This window comes from Asanoa sp. NPDC050611 (assembly GCF_040654855.1).
Classification (GTDB): Bacteria; Actinomycetota; Actinomycetes; order Mycobacteriales; family Micromonosporaceae; genus Asanoa.
This window is the reverse complement of sequence record NZ_JBFAIU010000123.1, coordinates 1-19,953: the sequence shown is the minus strand read 5'-3', so window position 1 is coordinate 19,953 and position 19,953 is coordinate 1. Positions and strand designations below refer to the sequence as shown.

The window sequence follows — 19,953 nt, the reverse complement described above, 5'->3', positions numbered from 1 at the left end:
ACATCCCCGCGGGTTTCCGGTGGTGGTACGACCCGAACGGGGTCCAGATCGCGTACCCGGCCGGTTGGGAGATGCTGCGCGAGACGTCGGACGCCATGCTCTTCCGGGCGCCCGACGACCCCCGGACGCTGCGGGTCAGCGCCGACAGCGCGGCCGCCGAGCGGGCGACGGCCCGGCTGCCGGGCTACCGGCGGGTCGACCGGGGTTACGTGTTCGACGGCGCCGACGGGCCGATGCGTGGCCTGGACACGGTCGTCACGGCGCGGGGCACGACCTATCTCATCCAGTGGCGGACACCGCGCGACGCGTGGCAGGCCAACCTGCCCAAGCTGACCGTCATCACCGAAAGCTTCCGTCCGCCGGACGGCTGAACCGGAACGGGTTCCCATGAGTCGACAAGCCTGGTGCCGGCGTACGCTGGCCGTCCTCGTCGTCGTGCTGACCGGTCTGGTCGCCGGGCACGCCGCGGTCGCCCGCGGCGGCCGCTTCCCGACCGTCGCCGCGCCGGCCACACCCGGGGACGCCGCGGTCGCGCTGCAGGCGGCCCTGGGCTACCACTCGGTGCTGGCCGCCGACATGATGCGCAGCCGGATCCGCGGTGACGAGGAGCTGGCCCGGGCGGCCGAGAACGCCGTCGGGCGGAACACCGACGTCATGCGCCAGCTCGTGGGCGCGCTCCTGGGCGCCGACCGGGCGGAGCAGTTCCGGCTGTTGTGGACGGCGCACGTCACGGCGCTGGCCAACTACTCGCGCGGCGTGGCCGACGAGGACAACGGCGCCCGCGACGCGGCCCGGTCCGCACTGTCCACCTTCGAGGGTGACCTCGCCGGTTTCCTCGCCGCCGGGTCGCAGGGACGGCTGCCGCGTGACGCCGCCGCGGCCGCGGCGTACCTGCACGTCGACCACCTGATGCAGCAGGCCGACGCGTACGCGGCCGGCGACTACGCCCGGGCCGACCAGATCTACCGCGAGGGCTACGCGCACACGTTCGAGCTGGGCGAGACGATCGCGAACGCGCTGATCGGGCCGGCCGCGGTCAAGGCCCTGCGCGCCCCGGCCTGGCGGCTGCGCTCGCAGCTGACCCGCCTGCTCGGCGAGCACGTGGTGCTGGTCGTGGCCGCGACCCGCGCGGGCGCGACCAACGGCCCGGACTTCGCGGCCGCCGGCGAGGCCGTCAACGCCAACACGCGGGACCTGGCCGGCGCCGTGGACACGCTGTTCGGCGCGGCGGCGGCGCAGCGGTTCCAGTCGCTCTGGGCGGACCACGTCGAGCAGGTGATGGCGTACACCGGTGGCGTGGCGGCGGGCGACGCGACGCGGCGGGAAGCGGCGATCGAGGCGCTCGGCGGGTTCGAGAAGCAGTTCGCGGCGTTCCTGAGCAGCGCGACCGGCGGGCGGCTGCCCGTGGCCGACCTGGCCCGGACCCTCGTGATGCACGACCAGATGCTGCTGGCGCAGGTCGACTCGTTCGCGGCGAAGCAGTACGAGCAGGCGCAGGACAGCGCCTATTCGACGTACGGGCACATGGGCGACGTGGCCGGCCAGCTCGCGGGCGCGTTCACCGGGACGCTGGGCGACCGGGCGCCCAAGGGCGGATCGCAGACGGGGTACGGCGGCACGGCCGGCCACCATGGCTGAACCGGCCCGGGTGCTCCGGTTCGCGCTGGTCGCGGTGCTCCTGGCGCTGGTCGGGACAATCCCGGCGAGCCAGCGCGAAGCGCCCGCCGCCGCCGACCGCTCCGCCGCCGCCGACCGTCCGGCGGGTCCGCTGGCCGTCGATTCGTTTCGGTCGGCACGCAGCTATTCCGCGGTCGCGTCGCCGGTCCGGCTCCGCATCCCGGACATCGGCGTCGACACGCCGCTGACACCGCTCGGCCGCAACGCGGACGGCACCGTGGCCGTGCCGGTCGACCCGGACGTGGCCGGCTGGTACCGGGAGGGCGCCCGGCCGGGCCAGCCGGGACCGGCGGTCATCCTGGGCCATGTCGACTCCCGGGTCGGGCCGGCCGTGTTCTACGACCTGCACGCGCTGCGGGCGGGCACGCAGGTCTCCGTCGAGCGCTCCGACGGCAGCCGCGTCGCCTTCCGGGTGACCGGCCAGGTGCGGGTGGCGAAGTCCCGGTTCCCGACCGACCTGGTCTACGCCCCGACGCTCGAGCCGTCGCTGCGGCTGGTGACCTGCGGCGGGACGTTCGACCACGCGGTCGGGCACTACCGCGACAACGTGATCGTGTATGCCGACGCCGCCTGACGCTCAGCTCGGCAGCCGCACCTCGGCCGCGGTCCGGTCGACGCGCAGCCCCTTCCACGCCGGCTGGCGCAGCTTGGCGTCCGGTGTCCACGACCGGAACGTGACGTCGGCGACGAGCACCGGGCGCAGCCACTCGGCGTGCCGGGCGTGCTGGCGCGGCACGGGGCCGTCGAACGGGTCGCGCGGCCCGCGCAGCGCCTCGAACCGCTCGCGCAGGTCACGCAGGGCGTCGGCGGTGAACCCGGTGCTGACCTGGCCCACGTAGACCAGCCGGTCCTGCTCGTCGTACTTGCCGACCAGCAGCGATGCGATCGACCGGCGGCCCGGCTTGAAGCCCGCGACGACCACCTCGGTGACGTTGGTGAGCGGCACCTTGACCCAGGTCGGCGACCGTCGCCCCGGCCGGTACGGCGAGGTGAGCCGCTTCGCGATCACGCCCTCCAGGCCCAGCTCCCGGGCGGCGTCGAGCAGCGCGGGGCCGGCGTCGCCCGTCCAGTACGGCGGCGTGTCGACCGGGTCGCCGGTGATGTCGAGGCGTTGCAGGGCGTCCCGCCGCTCGGCGTACGGCAGGACCGTGAGGTCGGTGCCGTCGAGGTGGAGCAGGTCGAAGAGGTAGAAGCGGATCGGCCCCGCCGGGGTGCCACGGATCCGCTGTTGGAGTGCGGCGAAGCTGGGCAGCCCGTTGCGGCCGAGCGCGACGATCTCGCCGTCGAGCACCGCCCGGCGGCCGGCCAGCATCGCGCGCAGGGCGTCCAGCTCCGGGTAGGTCGCCGTGAGGTCGGTGTGGTTGCGGCCCACCAGGCGCAGGTCGCCGTCGACGTGGGCGATCGCCCGGACACCGTCCCATTTGAACTCGTAGCCCCAGTCGCCCTCGGTCGGCAGCTCGCCTGGGGTGGCCAGCATGGGCTCGACGTGCGCGGGCATCTCGGTGTCCGGCGGGGGCGTCTCGGGCGGCGTCGGCTCGGCCGTGGGCGCCACCGCCAGGCCGAACCGGTCGCTGACCAGCCGGACCGGGCGCAGGTCGAGCACCGGCCAGGTCGGCGGGAGCGCGACCTCGGCGGCCTTCGGGTTGGCGGTGACGTAGTAGGCCCGATGGGTCAGCGCCGCCGCGACCGCGTGCCCGACGTCCAGATCGCCGCCGGCCAGCCGCGTCAGCTCGCCGACCTGCCGCAGCTCGTCTTCCGTGGGCTGTTCCGTGCCGAGCGGCAGGACGACCATGGTCCGGGTGCCCAGCAGGGCCATGAGCTGCTTGACGTCCCAGTCGTCGGTGAGCGCGGCCAGCGCGGTGGCCAGGCAGGCGGCCGGCACACCGACCTGGCGGCCCTCGGCGTTGATCTCGGAGATCAGCTCGGCGGCGGCGATCTGGCCGTGTGCGTACGCGAGCAGTGCCGACCCGTCGTAGACGGCGGCGATGTCGCTCACGCGGCTCGACCGCGAACCCGGGCGAGCAGGTCTTTGGCGTCCTGGAGCGCGGCCGCGGGGATGGGCCGCGACAGCTCGGCCCGCCAGCGCCGCCGACCAGCCTCGGTGACCTCGAACCCCGCCGCGCGCAGCACCTCGTCGAGCGTGGGATCGGTCATCCCATCTGCCACAGTGGAGAGTTTACGCGTCTCGATGCTGCTGATCGAGGAGCAGTTCGGCAGCGCGGGCGAGCACCTGGGCGCGGGTGCGCCCGCCGTGGTCCGCGGCGAGGAAGTGCTCGCCGATGGCCACGCAGAAGGCGAGCAGGCTGCGGGCCTCGACCTCGTCGGGGTCGGCGCAGAACGTGCCGATCATCTCGCGCAGCAGCCCCATGCGGCGGTTGTCGACCCGGCGCAGGCGCGCGGCGACGGCGGGGTCGCGCCGGCCCCAGTCGCGGACCGCGAGGTCGATCGGCAGGAGGCGGTCGCTGGAGAAGGTGAGCACGCCGGCCCGCTTGATCTTCGTGCGCGGGTCGCCACCCTCGCGCTCGACCCGGGCCAGCACCTCGTCGGTGCTCTCCCGCTCCCAGGTGTCGAGCATCGCGTCGAGCAGCGCCTCCCGGTCGGCGAAGGAGCCGTAGAACCCGCCCTTCGTGACACCGAGCGCCTTGGCCAGCGCCTCGACCCGGACGGCGTCGGGCCCACCGGCCGCCAGCGCCGCGAGCCCGGCCTCGACCCACTGCTCCCGCGTGGTGCGGATCGCACCCAATATCCTGCCCACCTTCCATATACGCCACCGTATAACAGCGGTTAACCTGGTGTTGTACGCCATCGTATACATCTATTGGAGGGCAGCGGAATGACCATCGACAGCGCCGTGGGCACCGGCCACATCCCGGCCGCGTTGCACGCCCTGCCGCACGTCCACTACGCCGACCGCTTCACGCTGGCCACGGCGCTCGAGGCGACGCCGGAGGCCTGGGCGCGGGCGATGTTCGGCGACACACCCAGCGCCGGCGAACTCCTGATCTGGCGCGGCATCCTCTCGCTGCGGCTGCACCGGGAGCGCTCGCTGGACACGGTGGCCGGCTGGCGGGTCGACGAACGCCGCGAAGACTGGATCCGCCTGGCGGCGGAGTCCTGGTGGCTGAGGGCGAACATGGTGGTGGCGACCACCGGGGGCCAGGTGTCGCTGTGGACGTTCCTGCACTACGCACAGCCGATCGGCCACGTCGCCTGGCCACCGCTGTCCATCGTGCACCGCCACCTGGTCCCGGGCGTCCTCCGCTCCGCCGCCGTCCGGGTCAGAGGCCCGCGCGGGTGAGGATCCGCTCCATCTCCGCCGGCGGCAGCGACGGCGAGCCGGCGATCTGCCGGCGCAGCGGCTCGGGCGTGTCGGGGCGCGCGAAGACTGCGACGCGCACCCGTGCGCTCGGGTCCGCACCGAGCCGGTCCCGCAGGTGCGCGGGCAGCCGCGGGTGTCCCGCCACCTCCACGCGTACGTCCTGATCGGGGTCGCCGGCCAGCCGCTCCGCCCGCTCGGCGGTCAGCCGCACGTGGCGCACCACGCCGGCCCGGGTGACCGGATCGTCGAGCAGGCGGGCGAACGCCTCGCGCGGTTCGGCGCGGTGTCCCGCCGCCAACGCCGCTCGCACCGCGGCGTCCGGGTGCCCGATCAGGCGCACGAAGACCCGGTCGGGCAGGTGGCGGTTGAGCGCGAGCGCCCACCGCGACGGCGGATCAACCGGCGCACCAGCGCCCCGGGCAGCGCGGGGTTCTCCGCGAGCCCGTCGAGGGCGGCGTCGAGGTGGGCCGGAATGGCGGTGAACCTACCGGCGGGCGGACTCGCCGTCAGTACGGGTAATGCACCGGCAGGTCCGTGGTGGTGAGCCAGCGGCGCTGGGTGAACTCGTCCAGGTTGTCGTCGCCGCCCGAGCGGCCGCCCAGGCCCGACTGGCCGATGCCGCCGAACGGGGCCAGCGCCTCGTCCTGCGGTGTCGCGTCGTTGACGTGTGCCATGCCGCCGCGCAGGCGCCGGGCCACCGAAAGGCCGCGCCGCAGGTCGGCGGTGAGGACCGAGTTCACCAGGCCGTACTCCGTGTCGTTGACGACCTTCACCGCCTCCTCCGCGTCGGAGACCACGAGCACCGGCGCGATCGGGGCGAAGATCTCCTCGCGCCACAGCCGCATCTCCGGCGTGACCCCGGTGACGACCGTCGGCCGGAAGAACGGCGGGTCCTGCGGGCCACCGGTCACCACGGTCGCGCCGGCGGTCACCGCCGATGCCAGCAGCTCGGCCGCGCGGGCGTGCTGACGCTCGTTGATCATCGGGCCCAGGCCGACGGCGCCGGTGTGCGGGTCGCCGACCTCGATGGCCTGGGCGCGGCCGGCCAGCGCGGCCACGTACGCGTCCGCGACCGCGGCGTGCACCACGTGGCGGCCGGCGGTGATGCAGGTCTGGCCCTGGTAGTGGAACGACGACCACGCGCCGATCATCGCCGCCTGGTCCAGGTCGGCGTCGTCGAGCACGACCAGCGCGTTGTTGCCGCCCAGCTCCAGCGACACCTTCTTGAGCAGGCCCCCGGCCGTCGCGGCGATCGAGCGGCCGACGGTGGTCGAACCCGTGAAGTGCACCATCGCGGTCGCTGGATGTTCGACGAGTCGCGAACCGACCTCGGCACCGCCCTGCACGACCTGGAACACGCCCGCGGGCAGGCCGGCCGCCGCGAACAGGTCGGCGAGCATGGCGCCGCCGGACAGCGGGGTCTCCGGGGACGGCTTGAGCACCACGGTGTTGCCGAGCGCGAGGGCCGGCGCGATGACCCGCATGCCGAGCACGAGTGGGAAGTTCCACGGCGTGATCGCGGCGACCACGCCGAGCGGCACCCGCTCGGCCAGGCTGAACCGGCCGGCGTGGTTGGACGGCCGCACCTCGCCGATCGGGCGGGCGGCCAGGGCCGCGGCCTCAAGCAGCTCGCCGCTCGCGGCGCCGATCTCGTAGTCGGCCTTGCCCGGGATCGACCCGGTCTCGCGGACGATCAGTTCCCGCAGCGTCGCGGCGCGGTTGGTGAGCTCAAGAGCGGCGCGGCGCAGCACCGCGGCTCGCTCGTTGTAGGTGAGCGCGGCCCAGGCGGGCTGCGCGGCGGCGGCGCGTTCGACCGCGGCGTCGACGTCGGCCGGCGTGGCGGCCGGCACGGTGCCGAGGCTCGCGCCGGAGGCTTTGTCCAGGGCGATGAGGGTGGACATGTCGGCTCCTCAGGATGGCGGGGCGAGGTGGCGCCGGGCGAGGGCGACCGCCCCCGTGACCGGCGGTGCGTCCAGGAGATGGACGCTCAGGTGGGCGGGCACGCGGTCGCGGAACGCGGCGTACAGCGCCGGCTGGCTCGTCATGACGCCGCCCGCGGCGACGACGTCACCGGACGCGCCCTTGCCGAGCAGGACGTCGACGAGGCCGGCGAGGCTCGCGCCGCCGGCGCGGATCACGGCGCGCGCGTCCGCCGACCCGGCTTCCGCCGCCGCGAACACGGCCGGCGCGCGGGCGGCCCAGTGTCCGGCCTCGGTGTTGTCGTTGACGGTGCGGGCCAGGCCGGTCGGCCCGTCGACGCCGAACGCCTCGATCAGCATCGGCAGCAGTACGTCGGCCGACCCGCCGGCGTCGTGGCGGGTGAGCGCGGCCCGCACCGCCTCGCGGACGAGCGCCGGTGCGCTGCCCTCGTCGCCGATCACCCAGCCCCAGCCGCCGGCGAAGTCGAGCCCGCCGTCGGGACCGACCGCGACCGCGATCGAGCCGGTGCCGGCGATCACGCCGATCCCGTGCGCGAGGCCGGCGGCCGGCACGAGCAGCGCGGCGTCGTTGGTGACCGTGGCCGGCACACCGGCGGCGGCCCGCAGCGCTGCCTCCAGCGCATGACAGTGCTCCTCGGTGTCGCAGCCCTGCGCGCCCGCACCGATCGCCACGACACCGGCCGCCGCGTGCCGCCCGACCGCGGCCCTGATCCAGTCGGCCGCGGCGGCCACCGGCGCGGCGGCCCAGTCCCCGCTGGGCTCGACCGCCTCCGCCACCGGCTCACCGGCCAGTGTCTCGACCCGGACGTGGGTCTTCGTGCCGCCGATGTCCAGGCCCACCACCACGGGTTCGGTCACAGCGCCGGCACCTTCGTGTCGTCGTTGTGGAACACGAACTCCTCGATGTCGATGCCGGCGGACGCCGCGGTTCGGGCGACCAGCACCTGCAGCACCACCGCTTCGAGGATCGCCCGCTGGTTGGGCGGCACGGCCGGCAGCCGCACGACCTGCAGGAAGGGCGCGGCCGGCACGTCCTGTGCGGTCACCAGGATCACCGGGTGCCCGGCGCCGGAAAGCGTGCGGGCCACCGCGGTCTCGCGCTCGTCACCGAACAGCACGTGGGCCGTGCCGCCGGCCGACTCCATCGCGCCGTGCAGGTACTGCCGGGTGCTCATCCCGGTGCCCGGCAGCCGCACCACCTCGCGGAAGAGCAGGGCGCCGGCCTCCGCGGAGCCGGCCGACGGGCCGGCGCCGACGAAGTCCGCGGCCCGCGCGCCGGCGAAGGTGGCGGCCAGCTCGTCGGCCCGCTCGGCGAGCGCCGCCTCCAGCCCCCGCAGCAGGTCCGGCAGGAGCGCCCAGCCCGCGTCGAGCGTTCCGCCGTCCCAGGCTTCCGCGATCATGCCCAGACCCGCCACGGTGGCGGTGTAGCCGATCGTCGAGGCGTAGCTGTCCGGCAGGTCGCCCAGGCCGAGGTGGTGCGACGCGACGGCGGCGATCGGCGACGGGTCCACATTGGTCACGGCGTAGCGCAGCCGGTCGTCCACCGACGACAGCACCGCGAGCGTCTCGGAGCTGCGGCCGCTCTGCGAGACCGCGACCAGCGGGTGGCGGCTCGCCGGAAACGGCAGCGGGTGGTCGCCGGCGGACAGCCGCCACGAGTGGATCCCGCGCCCGCGCAGGGTCCAGGTCGGCGCGCAGGCCGCCGCCAGGCTCGCGCCGATGGCGACGAAGACCGGGCCCGGGCCGCGGAACCAACCGTCGGCCTGCCTGGCGGTGACCTCGGCGCTCAGCCGCTGGATGGCGGCCGACAACACGTCGTGCTGCTGCGCGCGGGCCGCGGCGAAGGTGATGTGACCCTCCGGCGTAGACATCATGTTCTCCGTACGTCGTTGTTCAGGCGTGGCAGTGGTCGGTGCCGCTGGCGGGCACGTCGAGGGTCGGGTTGCGGCCGAAGAAGCCGGCCGGCTTGAGGACGAACCCGGTGGTGTCGACCGGCATGACGGGCCAGTCCTCGGGCCGCGGGAAGTGCGTGAGCCCGAACGTGTGCCAGACGACGATGTCGGTGCCGTCGACGGCCCGGTCGGCCTTGACCCAGGCGGGCATGCCGGCGCCACCGGGGTGCTGGTTGACCAGGTCACCGGCGGGATACTGCTCGGCCGGGTCGTACGCGGTGACCCAGAGGTGCCCGGTGGCGAACGTCGCGCGGCGGTAGAGGTCCGACGACGCGTCGGCGAGCAGCGCGGGCTGGCCCTGCGGGTGCAGCACGTACGCCACGTCGCGCCCGAGCCTGTTCTGGACCGCGGGGTTGCCGATCCGCCAGACCCGGCCGCGCCCGCCGTCGGCGAGCCGGGGCGCGTCGCTCTCCTTGCGCAGCCGTGTCACCTGCTGCGTGATGCCGGTGCCCGTCGGGTTGGCCGGCCCGCGCGGCACCGCGACCGCGTCGACCTCCTCGACGTAGTTGTCCGGCCCGTCCACCGCGACGTCGAGGCGGGCGCTGAACAGGTGCTGGTGGTGCGGCGCGCCGAGGGCCGGCGCGACCTCGGTGGCGTACGCGTAGTCGCCGCCCGGGTGGCCCGACGTGAACACGACGCCGGTGGCCTTGACTTCCAGCTCGATCGTGCCGTCGAGGTAGAAGTACCAGTAGAAGCCGTAGTCGTAGTTGCCGACCGTGACGAAGAACGAGACCACGAGCCGGCGGTTGCGACGCACGTCGCTGGACCCGGTGAAGCTGCTCGTGTGCTTCCACAGCACGCCGGCGTCCTCTTCGTGGACGCAGATCGCCTGCGGGATCGTCCGCGGCTGCCCGGCGTTGTCGGCGACCACCACGTCGAGGTAGGTGATGTCGCCGACGCAGTCACAGCCGAGCTCCAGCGAGTTGGCGAAGTTGCCGAGCAGGTACTCGCCGCCGTCGAAGAACGTCTGGAACCAGCGCTGCGGGCTCGGGTCGGCGTAGGGGACGACCATCTCGGCGATCGACGCCCGGTAGAGCACCGGCCGATCCGCGATCGAGATGTTCCGCAGCACCAGGCCCTCGCGCGAGTCGAAGCAGACCTGGAGCTTCCAGCCGAGCCACTCGAGCACGTTGTCCGCGCCGATCGTGAAGCTCGGGCCGTGCGGCTGGGTGATCTCGATCGGCCGGAACCCGTCACGCGCCGGCCCGGTGAAGTCGGGCAGGTGGAAGTTGCCGTCCTCCTGCGGCACGGCCAGCAGCGCCGCGTCGACGACCTCGACGACCTGACGGGCGATCACGTCGACGTACGCGACGACGCCGTCGACGGGGTGGGCCCACGGCAGGTCCTGCGGGCTCTTCTGCAGGAAGGTGAAGCAGCGCTGCAGGCGGCGGCCGCGCTCCGCCTCGGTCATCGCGGCGCCGGCCGACAACGGCTGGATCCGCAGCACCGACAGGTCCGACAGGCCCCGGCGCTCCATGGCGGCGAGCCAGCGCGGGTCCTGGTGGACGATCTCCTCGACCATCGCGAACTCGAGCAGCACGACCGGCACCTGGCCGTCGACGGCGGGCTCGATCCGGGTCGACGAGACCACCCGGTCCTCGGCGGGGCAGACCACGACGTCGTGCGACGCGCCGTCGGCCATGTCGACCAGCAGCGCGCGGAAGCGGCGCGGCGGGAGCTCGAGCCGCTTGTCCGGCTCGACCAGCCCCAGGTACGCGACGTGCGTGCTGTCCGTCAGCAGACCACCGCGGACAAGAAGCTCGCGCGCGGCCGAGATCTCCTCGGCTCGCAGCGGCGCGAGCACGCTCGACAGTTCGACCACAGCGGTTTCCTCCCCAGGACCATCGCGATACCTAATGACTACCACACAATACCAATTAAGCACCTCTGGTAAAGCTGGTCTTCTGTGGTTTGCACAAACCATGATTTTCCGCGATGATGCGACGGTGACTGACACGTCGATCAGCGCCGACCACCCCGAGCCGCTCTGGATCCAGGCCGTCAACCTGATCAAGGAGCAGATCAGTACGGGTGCGCTGAAGCCGGGCAGCCGGCTCCCGCCGGAGCGCGAGCTGTGCGAGCGCCTGGGCATCAGCCGCGTCACGCTGCGCAAGGCGCTCACGACGCTGGTCGAGGAGGGCGCGCTGAGCTCGTCGCACGGCCGCGGCTGGTACGTCTCGGCCAGCGTCACCGCCCGCGAGTGGCCCAACAGCCTCGAGTCGTTCACCGAGACCGCCGGCCGGATGGGCCTCGCGCCCAGCTCCACGGTGCTGCGGCAGGAGGTGGTCCCGGCCGACCTCGACCAGGCCGAGCACCTGTCGATCGCGCCGGGCACGCCGCTGTTCGTGCTCGAACGGGTCCGGCTGCTCAACGAGGTGCCGATCGCGCTCGACCTCACCCAGGTCCCGGCCGAGTTCGTGCCGGGCATCGCGGAGGCGGACTTCCGCACGGGTTCGCTCTACGACCACCTCGTCGCGGCGAACCTCGATCCGGTCAAGGCCGACGCCACGGTCGAGGCGCGGGAGGCCGACGACTACCTGGCCGAGCACCTGCTGCTCGAGGTCGGCAAGCCGGTGCTGGTGATGCGCCAGCTGGTGTTCAGCCCGACCGACCGGCCGCTGTTCTCCTCGGTGGTGCGCTACCGCGGCGACCGCTACCGGCTGCGGACCTACTTCCTGCGCAGCGCGCCGAGCCGGCCGTCGTGGGGCCTGCGCTGAACCCGGCGTCACTTGCCGATGCCCTGGCTCAGGCCCTGGATGAACTGCCGCGAGAAGACCACGAACAGCACCACGAGCGGCACGGCGCCGAGCGTCAGCGCGCCGAGCAGCGCCGGGTAGTCGTTGAGGAACTGCCCGACGAACTGCTGCACGCCGAGCGTGACCGTCTGGTTCTCCTGGCTCGGCGCGAGGATCAGCGGGAACCACAGGTCGTTCCAGATCGGCAGCATCGTCACCGAGGCGACCGCGGCCAGCCCCGGCCGCACGACGGGCAGGGTGACCGAGAGCGTGCGCAGCTCGCCGGCGCCGTCGATCCGGGCGGCCTCCTTCAGCTCGTGCGGCACCGAGCGGAAGTAGGTCATCAGCAGCGCCACGCCGAGCGGCAGGCTCATCGCGGTGTAGACCAGGACCAGCGCCGTAAGGGTGTCCATCAGGCCCCACGCGATCATCGTCTTGAGGATCGGCACCGTGCCCAGCCGGATCGGCAGCATGATGCCGGCCACGAAGAACCCGCCGACCAGCGGCGCGAACCGCACCCGGTATTCCGTCAGGGCGAACGCCGCCAGCGTCGCGAGCACCAGCGTCAGCACGGTGCTGGACAGCGTGACGATCAGGCTGTTGCGGTAGTTGTCGACGAAGTGCCCGCGCTGGAACACCCGCTCGTACCCGCCGGTGCTGAACGTGTCCGCGTTGGGCAGCGCGAACGGGTGCTCGAAGATCGCCGGCGTGGTCTTGAACGAGTTGACCACCACGAGCAGGATCGGCGCGATCGCCAGCAGGGCGAACACGATCAGCAGGCCGTGCACGACCAGCGTGCCGGCGCGGTCGGACCGCCGCGCCCGGCGCGCGCGGGCCGCCGTCGTCGCGGCCGTCATCGTCATTCCAGCGCTCACAGGCCCACCACTCACAGCTCGTAGGACTTCAGCCGGCGGTGCAACAGACCGAAGTACGCGCCGGTGATGATGAGGATGATCAGGAAGATGACGCTGGCCACGGTCGCGCCCAGGTCGAGGTCGGCGAGCTGGCCGCTCGATCCGAAGAACGTGCGGTAGAAGAGCGTGCCGAGGATGTCCGTGCTGTAGTTCGGACCGGGCGCCGAGCCGTTGAGCGCGAAGACCAGGTCGAAACCGTTGAACGTCCAGATGTACGTGAGGATCGCGATCAGCCCGAACTGCGGTGCGATGAGCGGGAACTTGATCCGCCAGAAGGTCGTCCAGCCGCCGGCGCCCTCGACCCGCGCCGCCTCCAGCACGTCGCCCGGCACGGCCAGCAGCGCGGCGTACAGGAAGATCATCGGAATGCCGACGTACTGCCACACCGACATCAGCGAGATCGTGGGCAGCGCGGTGTTCTCGTTGCCGAGCAGTGGATAGTCGACCAGGCCCCAGAGCGGGTTGATGATGAGCCGCCAGATGAAGCCGACGATGACCACCGACAGCGTGGTCGGGATGAACAGCAGCGTGCGGTAGAGGCCGGTCGACCGGCGCAGCCGCCCGGAGGTCAGCAGCGCCGCCAGCAACAGGCCGACCGGCACCTCGACGACCAGGTGGATCGCGAAGAACTCGAGGTTGTTGACCAGCGCGTTCCAGAACCGCTCGCTCGTCGTCGGGTTGGTGAACAGGTAGACGTAGTTGTCCAGGCCGACGAACCGGGCGACCGCGCCGTCCGTGTCGAACAGGCTGTAGTACATGGAGTTGAGCAGCGGCAGGGCCGCGAACGCCACGTACACCGCGAGCGCGGGCAGGGTGAACGCGAGAAAGTAGCGGTACTGCGCCCTTCGCACGGCCGGTCTTCCTTTCGTGGTCGTGGGGATGTGCCCGGCGTCCGGGCACATCCCCTCCCTCTGCCGCCTACTTCTGCTGCTGCGGCGCGTACCAGGAAGAAAGGCCCTTCTGTAGTTCGGCCGTGGCCTCCTGCGGGCTGAGGTTCTTCGTGTACATGAGCTGCAGCACGCGCCAGACCTCGTCGTCGAACGGCGGCGTGCCGGCGCTGAGCCGGTCGAGACCGAGCCGGGGCGTGAGCTTCGCGCCCTGCTTGAGGTTGGCGAAGTCCTGGGCGAGCTGGTTGGTGTAGGTGACCGGCTCCTTGCCCATGGCGAAGAACCCGGGCAGCTTGTTCATGTAGAGCGACTGGAACTCCGGCGTCGTCGTCCACTGCAGGAACGTCTCCGCCTCGGCCTTGTGCTTGCTGGCCTTGTTGATGCCGATCGCCATGTCCGGCATCTCCTGGAGGTAGCGCTCACCGCCCGCGGTCGCCGTCGGCGGCCCGAACACTCCGACGTTGAGGTTGCCGACCGCGACCTGGTTGATGTCCCAGGAACCGTCGGGCAGGATCGCGGCCTTGCCGAGCGCGAACAGCTGGGTCATGTCGGCGTACTTCAGGCTCTCGGAACCCTTCGGCAGGTACGGCTTCCAGGCGTCGAACGCGCTGAACGCGGCCACGAAGTCCGGGTCGGTCACCTTCTTGGTGCCCTTGATCAACCCCTGCCGGCCGTCCTCGCCCTTCCAGTACGCGGGGCCGATGCTGTAGAGCCCGTTGTAGGCGAGCTGCCAGGACTCCGCCGAGCCGAGCGCGAGCGGTGTGTACTTGCCGTTGTCCTTGATCGCCTTGAGCACGCCGAGGAACTCGTCCTGCGTGGTCGGCACCTTCAGGTTGAGCTCGGTGAAGATGTCCTTGTTGTAGAAGAAGCCGGCCAGCACGGCGGCGGTCGGCACGCAGTAGGGGTTGCCGTCGTCGCCGGCCCACGGGTCCAGGGCGAGCTGGTCGAAGCCGCTCACCGCGGGCTTGCCCGTCAACGGCTCGAAGTAGCCCTTCTTGATCCAGGACCGGTTCACGTCGTACGGCCGGCAGGTGATCAGGTCCGGGCCGGTGCCGCCGTCCACCTGCGACTGGATCGCCGCGTTGTATTCATTGGTATTAGTCGGGCTGAACTTCACCTTGATCGTCGGGTGCGTCTTCTCGAACGCGGGCAGGATCTCGTCCTGCCAGATCGCCAGGTCCTCGGTGCGCCAGCTGCCGAGGGTCAGCACGACCTGGCTGGCGTCACCGCCGCTCGCCGACGGCGAACAGGCCGAGGTCAGGACGACTGCCGCCGCCGCGACCAGCGCAACGGACGCACGTAATGCACGCATGGAGTTGCCTCTCGTCATCGTTGCCACCGCGCGGCTCCCCCCGGCTGCCGGCGCCTGATGCGGGAGCATATACAGGTAGACCCAGTGGTAACAAGAGGTACAGCTTTGGTTTGTGTTGATGCTAGGGTGCGGATCCACTGCGTACCACTTGTTGCCTTGGAGGATCCATGATCGGGGTCGGCCTGCTCGGGTCCGGGTTCATCGGCGAGACCTACGCCGAAGCGCTCGACGACGTCCGGGACGCACGGCTCGTGGCGCACTACTCCCGCTCGGCTTCGCGGGCGGCGGCGTTCGCCGCGAAGGCGGGGCGGGACACGAGACCACACCACACCATGGCGGCGCTGTGCGCGGATCCGGCGGTGGACCTGGTCGTCATCGCGCTGCCCAACGAGGTGCACCTCGAGGCCGTCAAGCTCGTCGCGGCGGCCGGCAAGGGCGTCATCTGCACCAAGCCGCTGGCCCGCACGGGCAAAGAGGCGGCCGAGATCCTCGAGGTGGTCACCGCGGCCGGCGTCTGGCACGGCTACGCGGAGAGCGCCGTGTTCTCCCCCAACCTCGCCAAGGCGTACGAGATCGTCGCGGCCGGCGGCATCGGCGAGGTGCTGTGGATGCGCGCCCGCGAGGGCCACTCCGGGCCGCACGCCCCGCACTTCTGGGACGCGGAGACCGCCGGCGGCGGCGCGCTGCTCGACATGGGCTGCCACACCATCGAGTCGGCCCGGCACTTCTTCGGGCGGGACAACCCGATCGTCGAGGTGTTCGCCTGGGGCGCGACGCTCGCACACGGCGACAAGACCACGGGCGAGGACAACTCGATCGCGCTGTTGAAGTTCGCCGGCGGGCAGGTCGCCTCGATCGAGAGCTCGTGGGTGGAGCAGGGCGGCATGCAACTGCGGCACGAGATCGTCGGCAGCGCCGGGCGGCTCGTCACGGACACCGCGTCGACGCCGGTCTGGGGCTTCATCACCAAGCCGGTGGGCTACCTCGTGGAGAAGGCCGACGCGGACACCGGGTGGGTCTACCCGGTGCCGGAGGAGACCCGCGCGTACGGCTTCTCCCAGGAGATGCGGCATTTCGTCGAGCGGTTCGCGGCGGGTGAGCCTCCCTTGGAGACCTTCCACGATGGACTGGTCGTGAACACCGTTGTGGACGCCTGCTACCGCTCCATGGCCTCCGGGCGTTGGGAGACGGTCGAATTGCCGTAACGGCGCGACGGGACATCGCGGCCGACCGAATCCTGCTACGTTGCCGTCCGTCTATTACACGGGGGTAACAGGCGTGTTTCTAGCGTTGGCTTGGTTCAGTGAGCGGCCGTTGCACGCCGACGCGGTCGCCGCGCGCCGCGAGCGTTTCGCCGCGGCCAGTTCGGCGATCGTGCCGGACAGCTACGAGCGGCTGGAGCTGGGCGGTCCCGACTGGGGTGTGACGGTGCTGCACCCGGTCGACCAGGGCGCGTTCCGCTGGCCGGTGGTCGCCACCGAAGGCCCGCTCACCGCGGTGTCCCTCGGCCTGCCGGTCGGGCTCGACCTGACCGGCGGGCCGATCGCGCTGGCCCGCCGGTTGCTGGCCGGGGAGGACCCGCACCGTGACGTGATACCGCCGTTCGGCCTGATCGGCATCGAGACCGCGGCGGGCGGGGGCGGGCAGCGGGTCGACATCGCGCAGGACTGGCTCGGCATGTGCCGGCTGTTCACGGGCGAGGCCGACGGCATCACGGCGTTCTGCACCCGACCCAGCCCACTGGCCGCGTTTCTACATGGGACGGTCGAGCCCGATCTCGACGGTTGGGCGGCGTACGTCGCCTCCGGGCAGTTCGGCGGCGATCTCTCGCCGGTGCGCGGCACCCGCATGCTGCGCCCGGGTGAGCGGGCGACCGCCCGGCCGCTGACCGCCGGCGGTTGGGAGGTCACCTCCGCGCGGGGGCACAGCATCGACGACGTCGTCCTGGCCGGGTTCGCGGCGCGGCAGCGGCCACTGGCGGAGACCTTCGACGCGGCCGCGGAGGCACTCACGAGCAGTGCCACCAGCCTGCACGATCTCTACGACAGCCAGATCGTCCTCGGCCTGTCCGGTGGCAAGGACTCGCGGCTCCTCGCCGCGACCCTGATCGCCGCCGGCCGGCTGCCCCGCCTGGTGACCAACGACGACACCCTGGCCGAGGGCCAGACCGCCGGCCGGCTCGTGCAACTCCTGCGCGACAAGCGTGGCGTCGATCCCGAGCACCGGATCCAGGCCGCCGGCGCGCCGGCCGACGTGCTGGGCGTGGGCCTGGGCGAACGCACCCGCCGGTTGCAGCGGCAGTACGACTACCAGTTCCCCTCCACCTACCTGGTGCGGCCCGCCCGTCCTGGGCGGCTGCCGGAGCGACCGCACGGCGCCAACTTCACCGGGGCGGCCGGCGAACTGGCCACCGGGGCCTGGTACCCGCCGGAAACCAGCGACGTGCCGGTGCCGGAGGTCGTGCTGACCCGGCTGGTGAGCGCGCTGGCGCGCGGCGTGGCGCCCGAGGCCGACGCGGCCGAGCGGCGGCGGGTCACCGCCCTCGTCGCGCACGCCGAGGAGGTCGGGCTGCACGGCCTACACCTGATCGACTACTGCTACCTGGTCGAGCGCGCCCGCCGCAAGGCGACCTCGGCGTACGCGATCGGCCTGGTCACACCGTTCCTGTCCCCCGGCTTCGTGGCGGCGTCGTTCGCCCTGGCGTCCGCACAGAAACGCGCTCAGGTGCTCCACAAGGGACTGATTGCGCGACTCGTGCCCGAGTGGTCCGAGGTCCCGTTCGTCAGCGTCTCGACCGGCGCGTCCACCGCCACCCGCGTGTGGCAGGGCGACGGCATCGAGGTGATGGCCGACCTGCTCGACACCGCACACGGCCCGCTCACCGAGCTGATCCGGCGCGACGCCGTGCTGACCGCACTCACGAAGGCGGCCGGCGGCGGCCAGCCCGACGCCCGCACCCTGCAGCAGTTCACCTATCTGGCCGTGGCCTCGGAGCAGCTCGAACCAGGCACCACCCGGCCACGCACCTCGGCGACCTACGCCGCGGTCACCGCACCGCGGCCCCAGCAGCCCGCCGGCTGGCGACCGCATCCGCGGCTGGTCGCGCGGCTCCGCTGGGTCAAGAAGACCCGCCTCGGCAACCGAATCTGGGCGACGGTCCGCAACAGGGTGCGCCGACCACGGTCGTGAACCGCTGAGCCACCCTTCGGGGCAGTCGCCGGGACATCATTGCTGCTAGATTGCCGGGCGTCTATTCAACCGGGGGTGACAGCGTGTTTGTTTCGCTGATCTGGCTGAGCGAGCGGCCCCTTTCCGCCGAGACCATGGCCGCTCGACACGAACGGTTCACGACCGGGGCGTCGGCCGTCGTGCCCGAAAGCTATGTAAGCCACGAGTTCGGCGACGGTGACTGGGGCGTGACGGTCCTGCACTGCGCCGATCAAGGGGCCTACCGGTGGCCGACGGTCGCCGCCGAGGGCCCGCTCATTGCCGTGTCACTCGGCCTGCCGGTCGGCCTGGACGCCACGGGCGGGCCGGTCGCGCTCGCCCGCCGGCTGCTGGCCGGCGAAGACTGGCACACCGACGTGGTGCCGCCGTTCGGGCTGATCGCGATCGAGACCGGACGACGCGTCACCGTCCAGCAGGACTGGCTCGGCATGTGCCGGCTGTTCACCGGCTCGGCCGACGGCGTCACCGCGATGTGCACCCGGCCCAGCCTGCTGGCCGCGTTCCTGCACGGTGCGGCCGAGCCCGATCTCGACGGCTGGGCCTCGTTCACGGTCTGCGGGCACTTCGGCGGCGAGTTCTCGCCATTCCGGGGCGCCCGGCAGCTGCGACCGGGTGAGCGGGTGACCGCCCGGCGGCGTGGTGCCGGTGGGGGCTGGCGCGTCAGCTCCGAACCGCGGCCCGCGGTCGACGACGTGGTCGCGGCCGGGTTCGCGGCGCGGCAGCGCCCGGTGCGGGAGTCGCTGGACGCCGCCGCGGAGGCCGTGAAGCGGACCGCCGCCAGCATCCACGAGCTGTACGACGACCAGATCGTCCTGGGCCTGTCCGGCGGCAAGGACTCCCGGCTGCTGGCGGCGTCGCTGGTGGCCGCCGGCCGGCTCCCCCGGTTCGCGACCAACGAGGACACCCGGGCCGAGGGAGAGGTCGCCCGGCAGCTCGTCCAGCTGCTGCGCGAGAAGCGCGGTCTGGCGCCGGAGCACACGTTCCATCAGGTCGGCGCACCGGCCAACGTCCTGACGGTGGGTCTGGCCGAGCGGACCCGGCGGCTGCAGCGGCAGTACGACTACCAGTTCCCGTCCTCGTACACGGCGCGCCCGGCCCAGCGGGAGCGCCTGCCGGACCGCCCCCGCGCCGCCACGTTCACCGGCGCGGCGGGCGAGCTCGCCACGGGCTACTGGTATCCGCCGGCCGCGAGTGACGTGGCCCCGGACCAAGTGGCGGTGTCGCGGCTGCTGGGTGCGGTGCCTCCGGCCGTGGCCGCGCCGGCCGCCCAGAGCGCCGAGCGCCGCCGGGTCACCGCCCTGGTCGAACACGCCAAGGACCTCGGGCTGCACGACCTGCACCTGATCGACTACATCTATCTCGTCGAACGCGTGCGCCGCTGGTACACGTCCGCTTATACGACCGGAATGGTCACGCCGTTCGTGTCACCGGGGTTCGTCGCCGCCACCTTCGCCCTGACCGCCGCGCAGAAACGCGACCGGACGATGCACACCGGTCTGATCCGACGGCTCGTACCCGAATGGTCGGACATCCCGTTCGTCAGCGTCGGGACCGGCGGGTCGACCGCCACGCGCCTGTGGCACGGCGACGGCATCGAGGTGATCGCCGACCTGCTCGACACCGCACACGGCCCGATCACGGAGCTGGTCCGCCGGGACAGGGTCGTGCACGCCCTGGCCAAGGCCGCCCACGGCGGCGAGCCGGACAGGCGCACGTTGCAGCAGTTCACCTACCTGGCCGTGGCCTCGGAGCAGCTCGAACCCGGCACGACCCGGCCACGAACCTCGGCGACCTACGCCGCCGTCACCGCGCCCCGGCCCCAGCCGGCCGCCGGCTGGCGACCAGACCCGCGACTGGTGGCCCGGCTCCGCTGGGTCAAGAAGACCCGCCTCGGCCGCCGGGTCTCGGTCAGCACCGCGTAGCCGGCGCGGCCGAGCTTGCGGGCCAGCGCGATCGGGGTCAGCGTCCCGTCGGCCTGCCCGATGATCT

The 19,953-nt window shown here is 72.5% G+C and carries 19 protein-coding genes; 8 read left to right on the top strand and 11 right to left on the bottom strand.

What is annotated here, in order from left to right:
• From AB0H87_RS20085 to AB0H87_RS20075, 3 genes are all read left to right on the top strand, one after another.
• On the top strand, positions 1-371 hold a 371-nt coding region (locus AB0H87_RS20085; RefSeq protein ID WP_360147407.1), incomplete at its 5' end, for a hypothetical protein.
• 16 nt (positions 372-387) lie between these two features.
• Complete coding sequence (locus AB0H87_RS20080; RefSeq protein WP_360147404.1) at positions 388-1,638, top strand: hypothetical protein; 1,251 nt, start codon at positions 388-390, stop codon at positions 1,636-1,638.
• Positions 1,631-2,251 (top strand): class F sortase, encoded by a 621-nt coding sequence (locus AB0H87_RS20075; RefSeq protein ID WP_360147401.1) that lies wholly within the window; start codon positions 1,631-1,633, stop codon positions 2,249-2,251. The genes AB0H87_RS20080 and AB0H87_RS20075 overlap by 8 nt, the downstream gene beginning before the upstream one ends.
• Positions 2,252-2,254: 3 nt before the next feature.
• Here AB0H87_RS20075 and ligD read toward each other — a convergent pair whose 3' ends face one another.
• Genes ligD through AB0H87_RS20060 form a run of 3 tightly spaced genes read right to left on the bottom strand, consistent with a single transcriptional unit; the run spans position 2,255 to position 4,420 of the window.
• Positions 2,255-3,673, bottom strand: coding sequence for a non-homologous end-joining DNA ligase (gene ligD / locus AB0H87_RS20070; protein WP_360147398.1), 1,419 nt, complete (start codon positions 3,671-3,673; stop codon positions 2,255-2,257).
• A complete protein-coding gene (locus AB0H87_RS20065) occupies positions 3,670-3,831 on the bottom strand; it encodes a hypothetical protein (RefSeq protein ID WP_360147395.1) in 162 nt (53 codons plus the stop codon). The genes ligD and AB0H87_RS20065 overlap by 4 nt, the downstream gene beginning before the upstream one ends.
• Before the next feature lie 22 nt (positions 3,832-3,853).
• A complete protein-coding gene (locus AB0H87_RS20060; protein ID WP_360147392.1) occupies positions 3,854-4,420 on the bottom strand; it encodes a TetR/AcrR family transcriptional regulator in 567 nt (188 codons plus the stop codon).
• A gap of 90 nt (positions 4,421-4,510) precedes the next feature.
• Here AB0H87_RS20060 and AB0H87_RS20055 point away from each other — a divergent pair, with 90 nt between their 5' ends.
• A complete protein-coding gene (locus AB0H87_RS20055; RefSeq protein ID WP_360147389.1) occupies positions 4,511-4,975 on the top strand; it encodes a hypothetical protein in 465 nt (154 codons plus the stop codon).
• Here the strand turns inward: AB0H87_RS20055 and AB0H87_RS20050 are convergent.
• The 5 genes from AB0H87_RS20050 to AB0H87_RS20030 all read right to left on the bottom strand — a co-directional run bounded on the left by AB0H87_RS20050 (position 4,956) and on the right by AB0H87_RS20030 (position 10,710).
• Complete coding sequence (locus tag AB0H87_RS20050) at positions 4,956-5,336, bottom strand: hypothetical protein (protein ID WP_360147386.1); 381 nt, start codon at positions 5,334-5,336, stop codon at positions 4,956-4,958. The two genes, AB0H87_RS20055 and AB0H87_RS20050, sit on opposite strands and share 20 nt — an antisense overlap.
• Before the next feature lie 166 nt (positions 5,337-5,502).
• Positions 5,503-6,897, bottom strand: coding sequence for an aldehyde dehydrogenase family protein (locus AB0H87_RS20045; protein WP_360147383.1), 1,395 nt, complete (start codon positions 6,895-6,897; stop codon positions 5,503-5,505).
• 9 nt (positions 6,898-6,906) lie between these two features.
• Positions 6,907-7,794 carry a BadF/BadG/BcrA/BcrD ATPase family protein gene (locus AB0H87_RS20040; protein ID WP_360147380.1) on the bottom strand — a complete coding sequence of 296 codons (888 nt, stop codon included), beginning with the start codon at positions 7,792-7,794 and terminating at the stop codon, positions 6,907-6,909.
• The gene (locus AB0H87_RS20035; RefSeq protein ID WP_360147377.1) at positions 7,791-8,807 is read right to left on the bottom strand and encodes an SIS domain-containing protein; all 1,017 of its coding nucleotides are present in this window, start codon (positions 8,805-8,807) and stop codon (positions 7,791-7,793) included. The genes AB0H87_RS20040 and AB0H87_RS20035 overlap by 4 nt, the downstream gene beginning before the upstream one ends.
• 22 nt (positions 8,808-8,829) lie before the next feature.
• Positions 8,830-10,710, bottom strand: a complete 1,881-nt coding sequence (locus AB0H87_RS20030) for a primary-amine oxidase (protein WP_360147374.1) — start codon at positions 10,708-10,710, stop codon at positions 8,830-8,832.
• A gap of 124 nt (positions 10,711-10,834) precedes the next feature.
• Here AB0H87_RS20030 and AB0H87_RS20025 point away from each other — a divergent pair, with 124 nt between their 5' ends.
• On the top strand, positions 10,835-11,605 hold the full coding sequence (locus AB0H87_RS20025; protein ID WP_360147371.1) for a GntR family transcriptional regulator: 771 nt from the start codon (positions 10,835-10,837) through the stop codon (positions 11,603-11,605).
• An 8-nt stretch (positions 11,606-11,613) separates the two neighbouring features.
• Here the strand turns inward: AB0H87_RS20025 and AB0H87_RS20020 are convergent, their stop codons facing one another.
• The 3 genes from AB0H87_RS20020 to AB0H87_RS20010 all read right to left on the bottom strand — a co-directional run bounded on the left by AB0H87_RS20020 (position 11,614) and on the right by AB0H87_RS20010 (position 14,736).
• Positions 11,614-12,498 carry a carbohydrate ABC transporter permease gene (locus AB0H87_RS20020; protein ID WP_360147368.1) on the bottom strand — a complete coding sequence of 295 codons (885 nt, stop codon included), beginning with the start codon at positions 12,496-12,498 and terminating at the stop codon, positions 11,614-11,616.
• An 11-nt stretch (positions 12,499-12,509) separates the two neighbouring features.
• Positions 12,510-13,388, bottom strand: coding sequence for a sugar ABC transporter permease (locus AB0H87_RS20015; protein ID WP_360147365.1), 879 nt, complete (start codon positions 13,386-13,388; stop codon positions 12,510-12,512).
• Positions 13,389-13,455: 67 nt separating this feature from the next.
• On the bottom strand, positions 13,456-14,736 hold the full coding sequence (locus tag AB0H87_RS20010) for an extracellular solute-binding protein (protein WP_360147362.1): 1,281 nt from the start codon (positions 14,734-14,736) through the stop codon (positions 13,456-13,458).
• 167 nt (positions 14,737-14,903) lie between these two features.
• Between AB0H87_RS20010 and AB0H87_RS20005 the strand changes: the two genes are divergently transcribed.
• The 3 genes from AB0H87_RS20005 (at position 14,904) to AB0H87_RS19995 (ending at position 19,886) form a co-directional block, all read left to right on the top strand.
• Entirely contained in the window at positions 14,904-15,941 is a 1,038-nt protein-coding gene (locus AB0H87_RS20005) for a Gfo/Idh/MocA family oxidoreductase (RefSeq protein ID WP_360147359.1), read from the top strand.
• Between the two features lie 85 nt (positions 15,942-16,026).
• The gene (locus tag AB0H87_RS20000) at positions 16,027-17,925 is read left to right on the top strand and encodes a hypothetical protein (RefSeq protein ID WP_360147356.1); all 1,899 of its coding nucleotides are present in this window, start codon (positions 16,027-16,029) and stop codon (positions 17,923-17,925) included.
• 83 nt (positions 17,926-18,008) lie between these two features.
• A complete protein-coding gene (locus AB0H87_RS19995) occupies positions 18,009-19,886 on the top strand; it encodes a hypothetical protein (RefSeq protein WP_360147353.1) in 1,878 nt (625 codons plus the stop codon).
• Positions 19,887-19,953: the final 67 nt, after the last annotated feature.

Excerpts from the sequence above, each read along its gene's own strand:
- AB0H87_RS20080 (WP_360147404.1), top strand. The coding sequence starts at position 388 with ATGAGTCGACAAGCCTGGTGCCGGCGTACGCTGGCCGTCCTCGTCGTC.
- AB0H87_RS20075 (WP_360147401.1), top strand. The coding sequence starts at position 1,631 with ATGGCTGAACCGGCCCGGGTGCTCCGGTTCGCGCTGGTCGCGGTGCTC.
- AB0H87_RS20065 (WP_360147395.1), bottom strand. The coding sequence starts at position 3,831 with ATGACCGATCCCACGCTCGACGAGGTGCTGCGCGCGGCGGGGTTCGAG.
- AB0H87_RS20055 (WP_360147389.1), top strand. The coding sequence starts at position 4,511 with ATGACCATCGACAGCGCCGTGGGCACCGGCCACATCCCGGCCGCGTTG.
- AB0H87_RS20045 (WP_360147383.1), bottom strand. The coding sequence starts at position 6,897 with ATGTCCACCCTCATCGCCCTGGACAAAGCCTCCGGCGCGAGCCTCGGC.
- AB0H87_RS20035 (WP_360147377.1), bottom strand. The coding sequence starts at position 8,807 with ATGTCTACGCCGGAGGGTCACATCACCTTCGCCGCGGCCCGCGCGCAG.
- AB0H87_RS20010 (WP_360147362.1), bottom strand. The coding sequence starts at position 14,736 with ATGCGTGCATTACGTGCGTCCGTTGCGCTGGTCGCGGCGGCGGCAGTC.
- AB0H87_RS20005 (WP_360147359.1), top strand. The coding sequence starts at position 14,904 with ATGATCGGGGTCGGCCTGCTCGGGTCCGGGTTCATCGGCGAGACCTAC.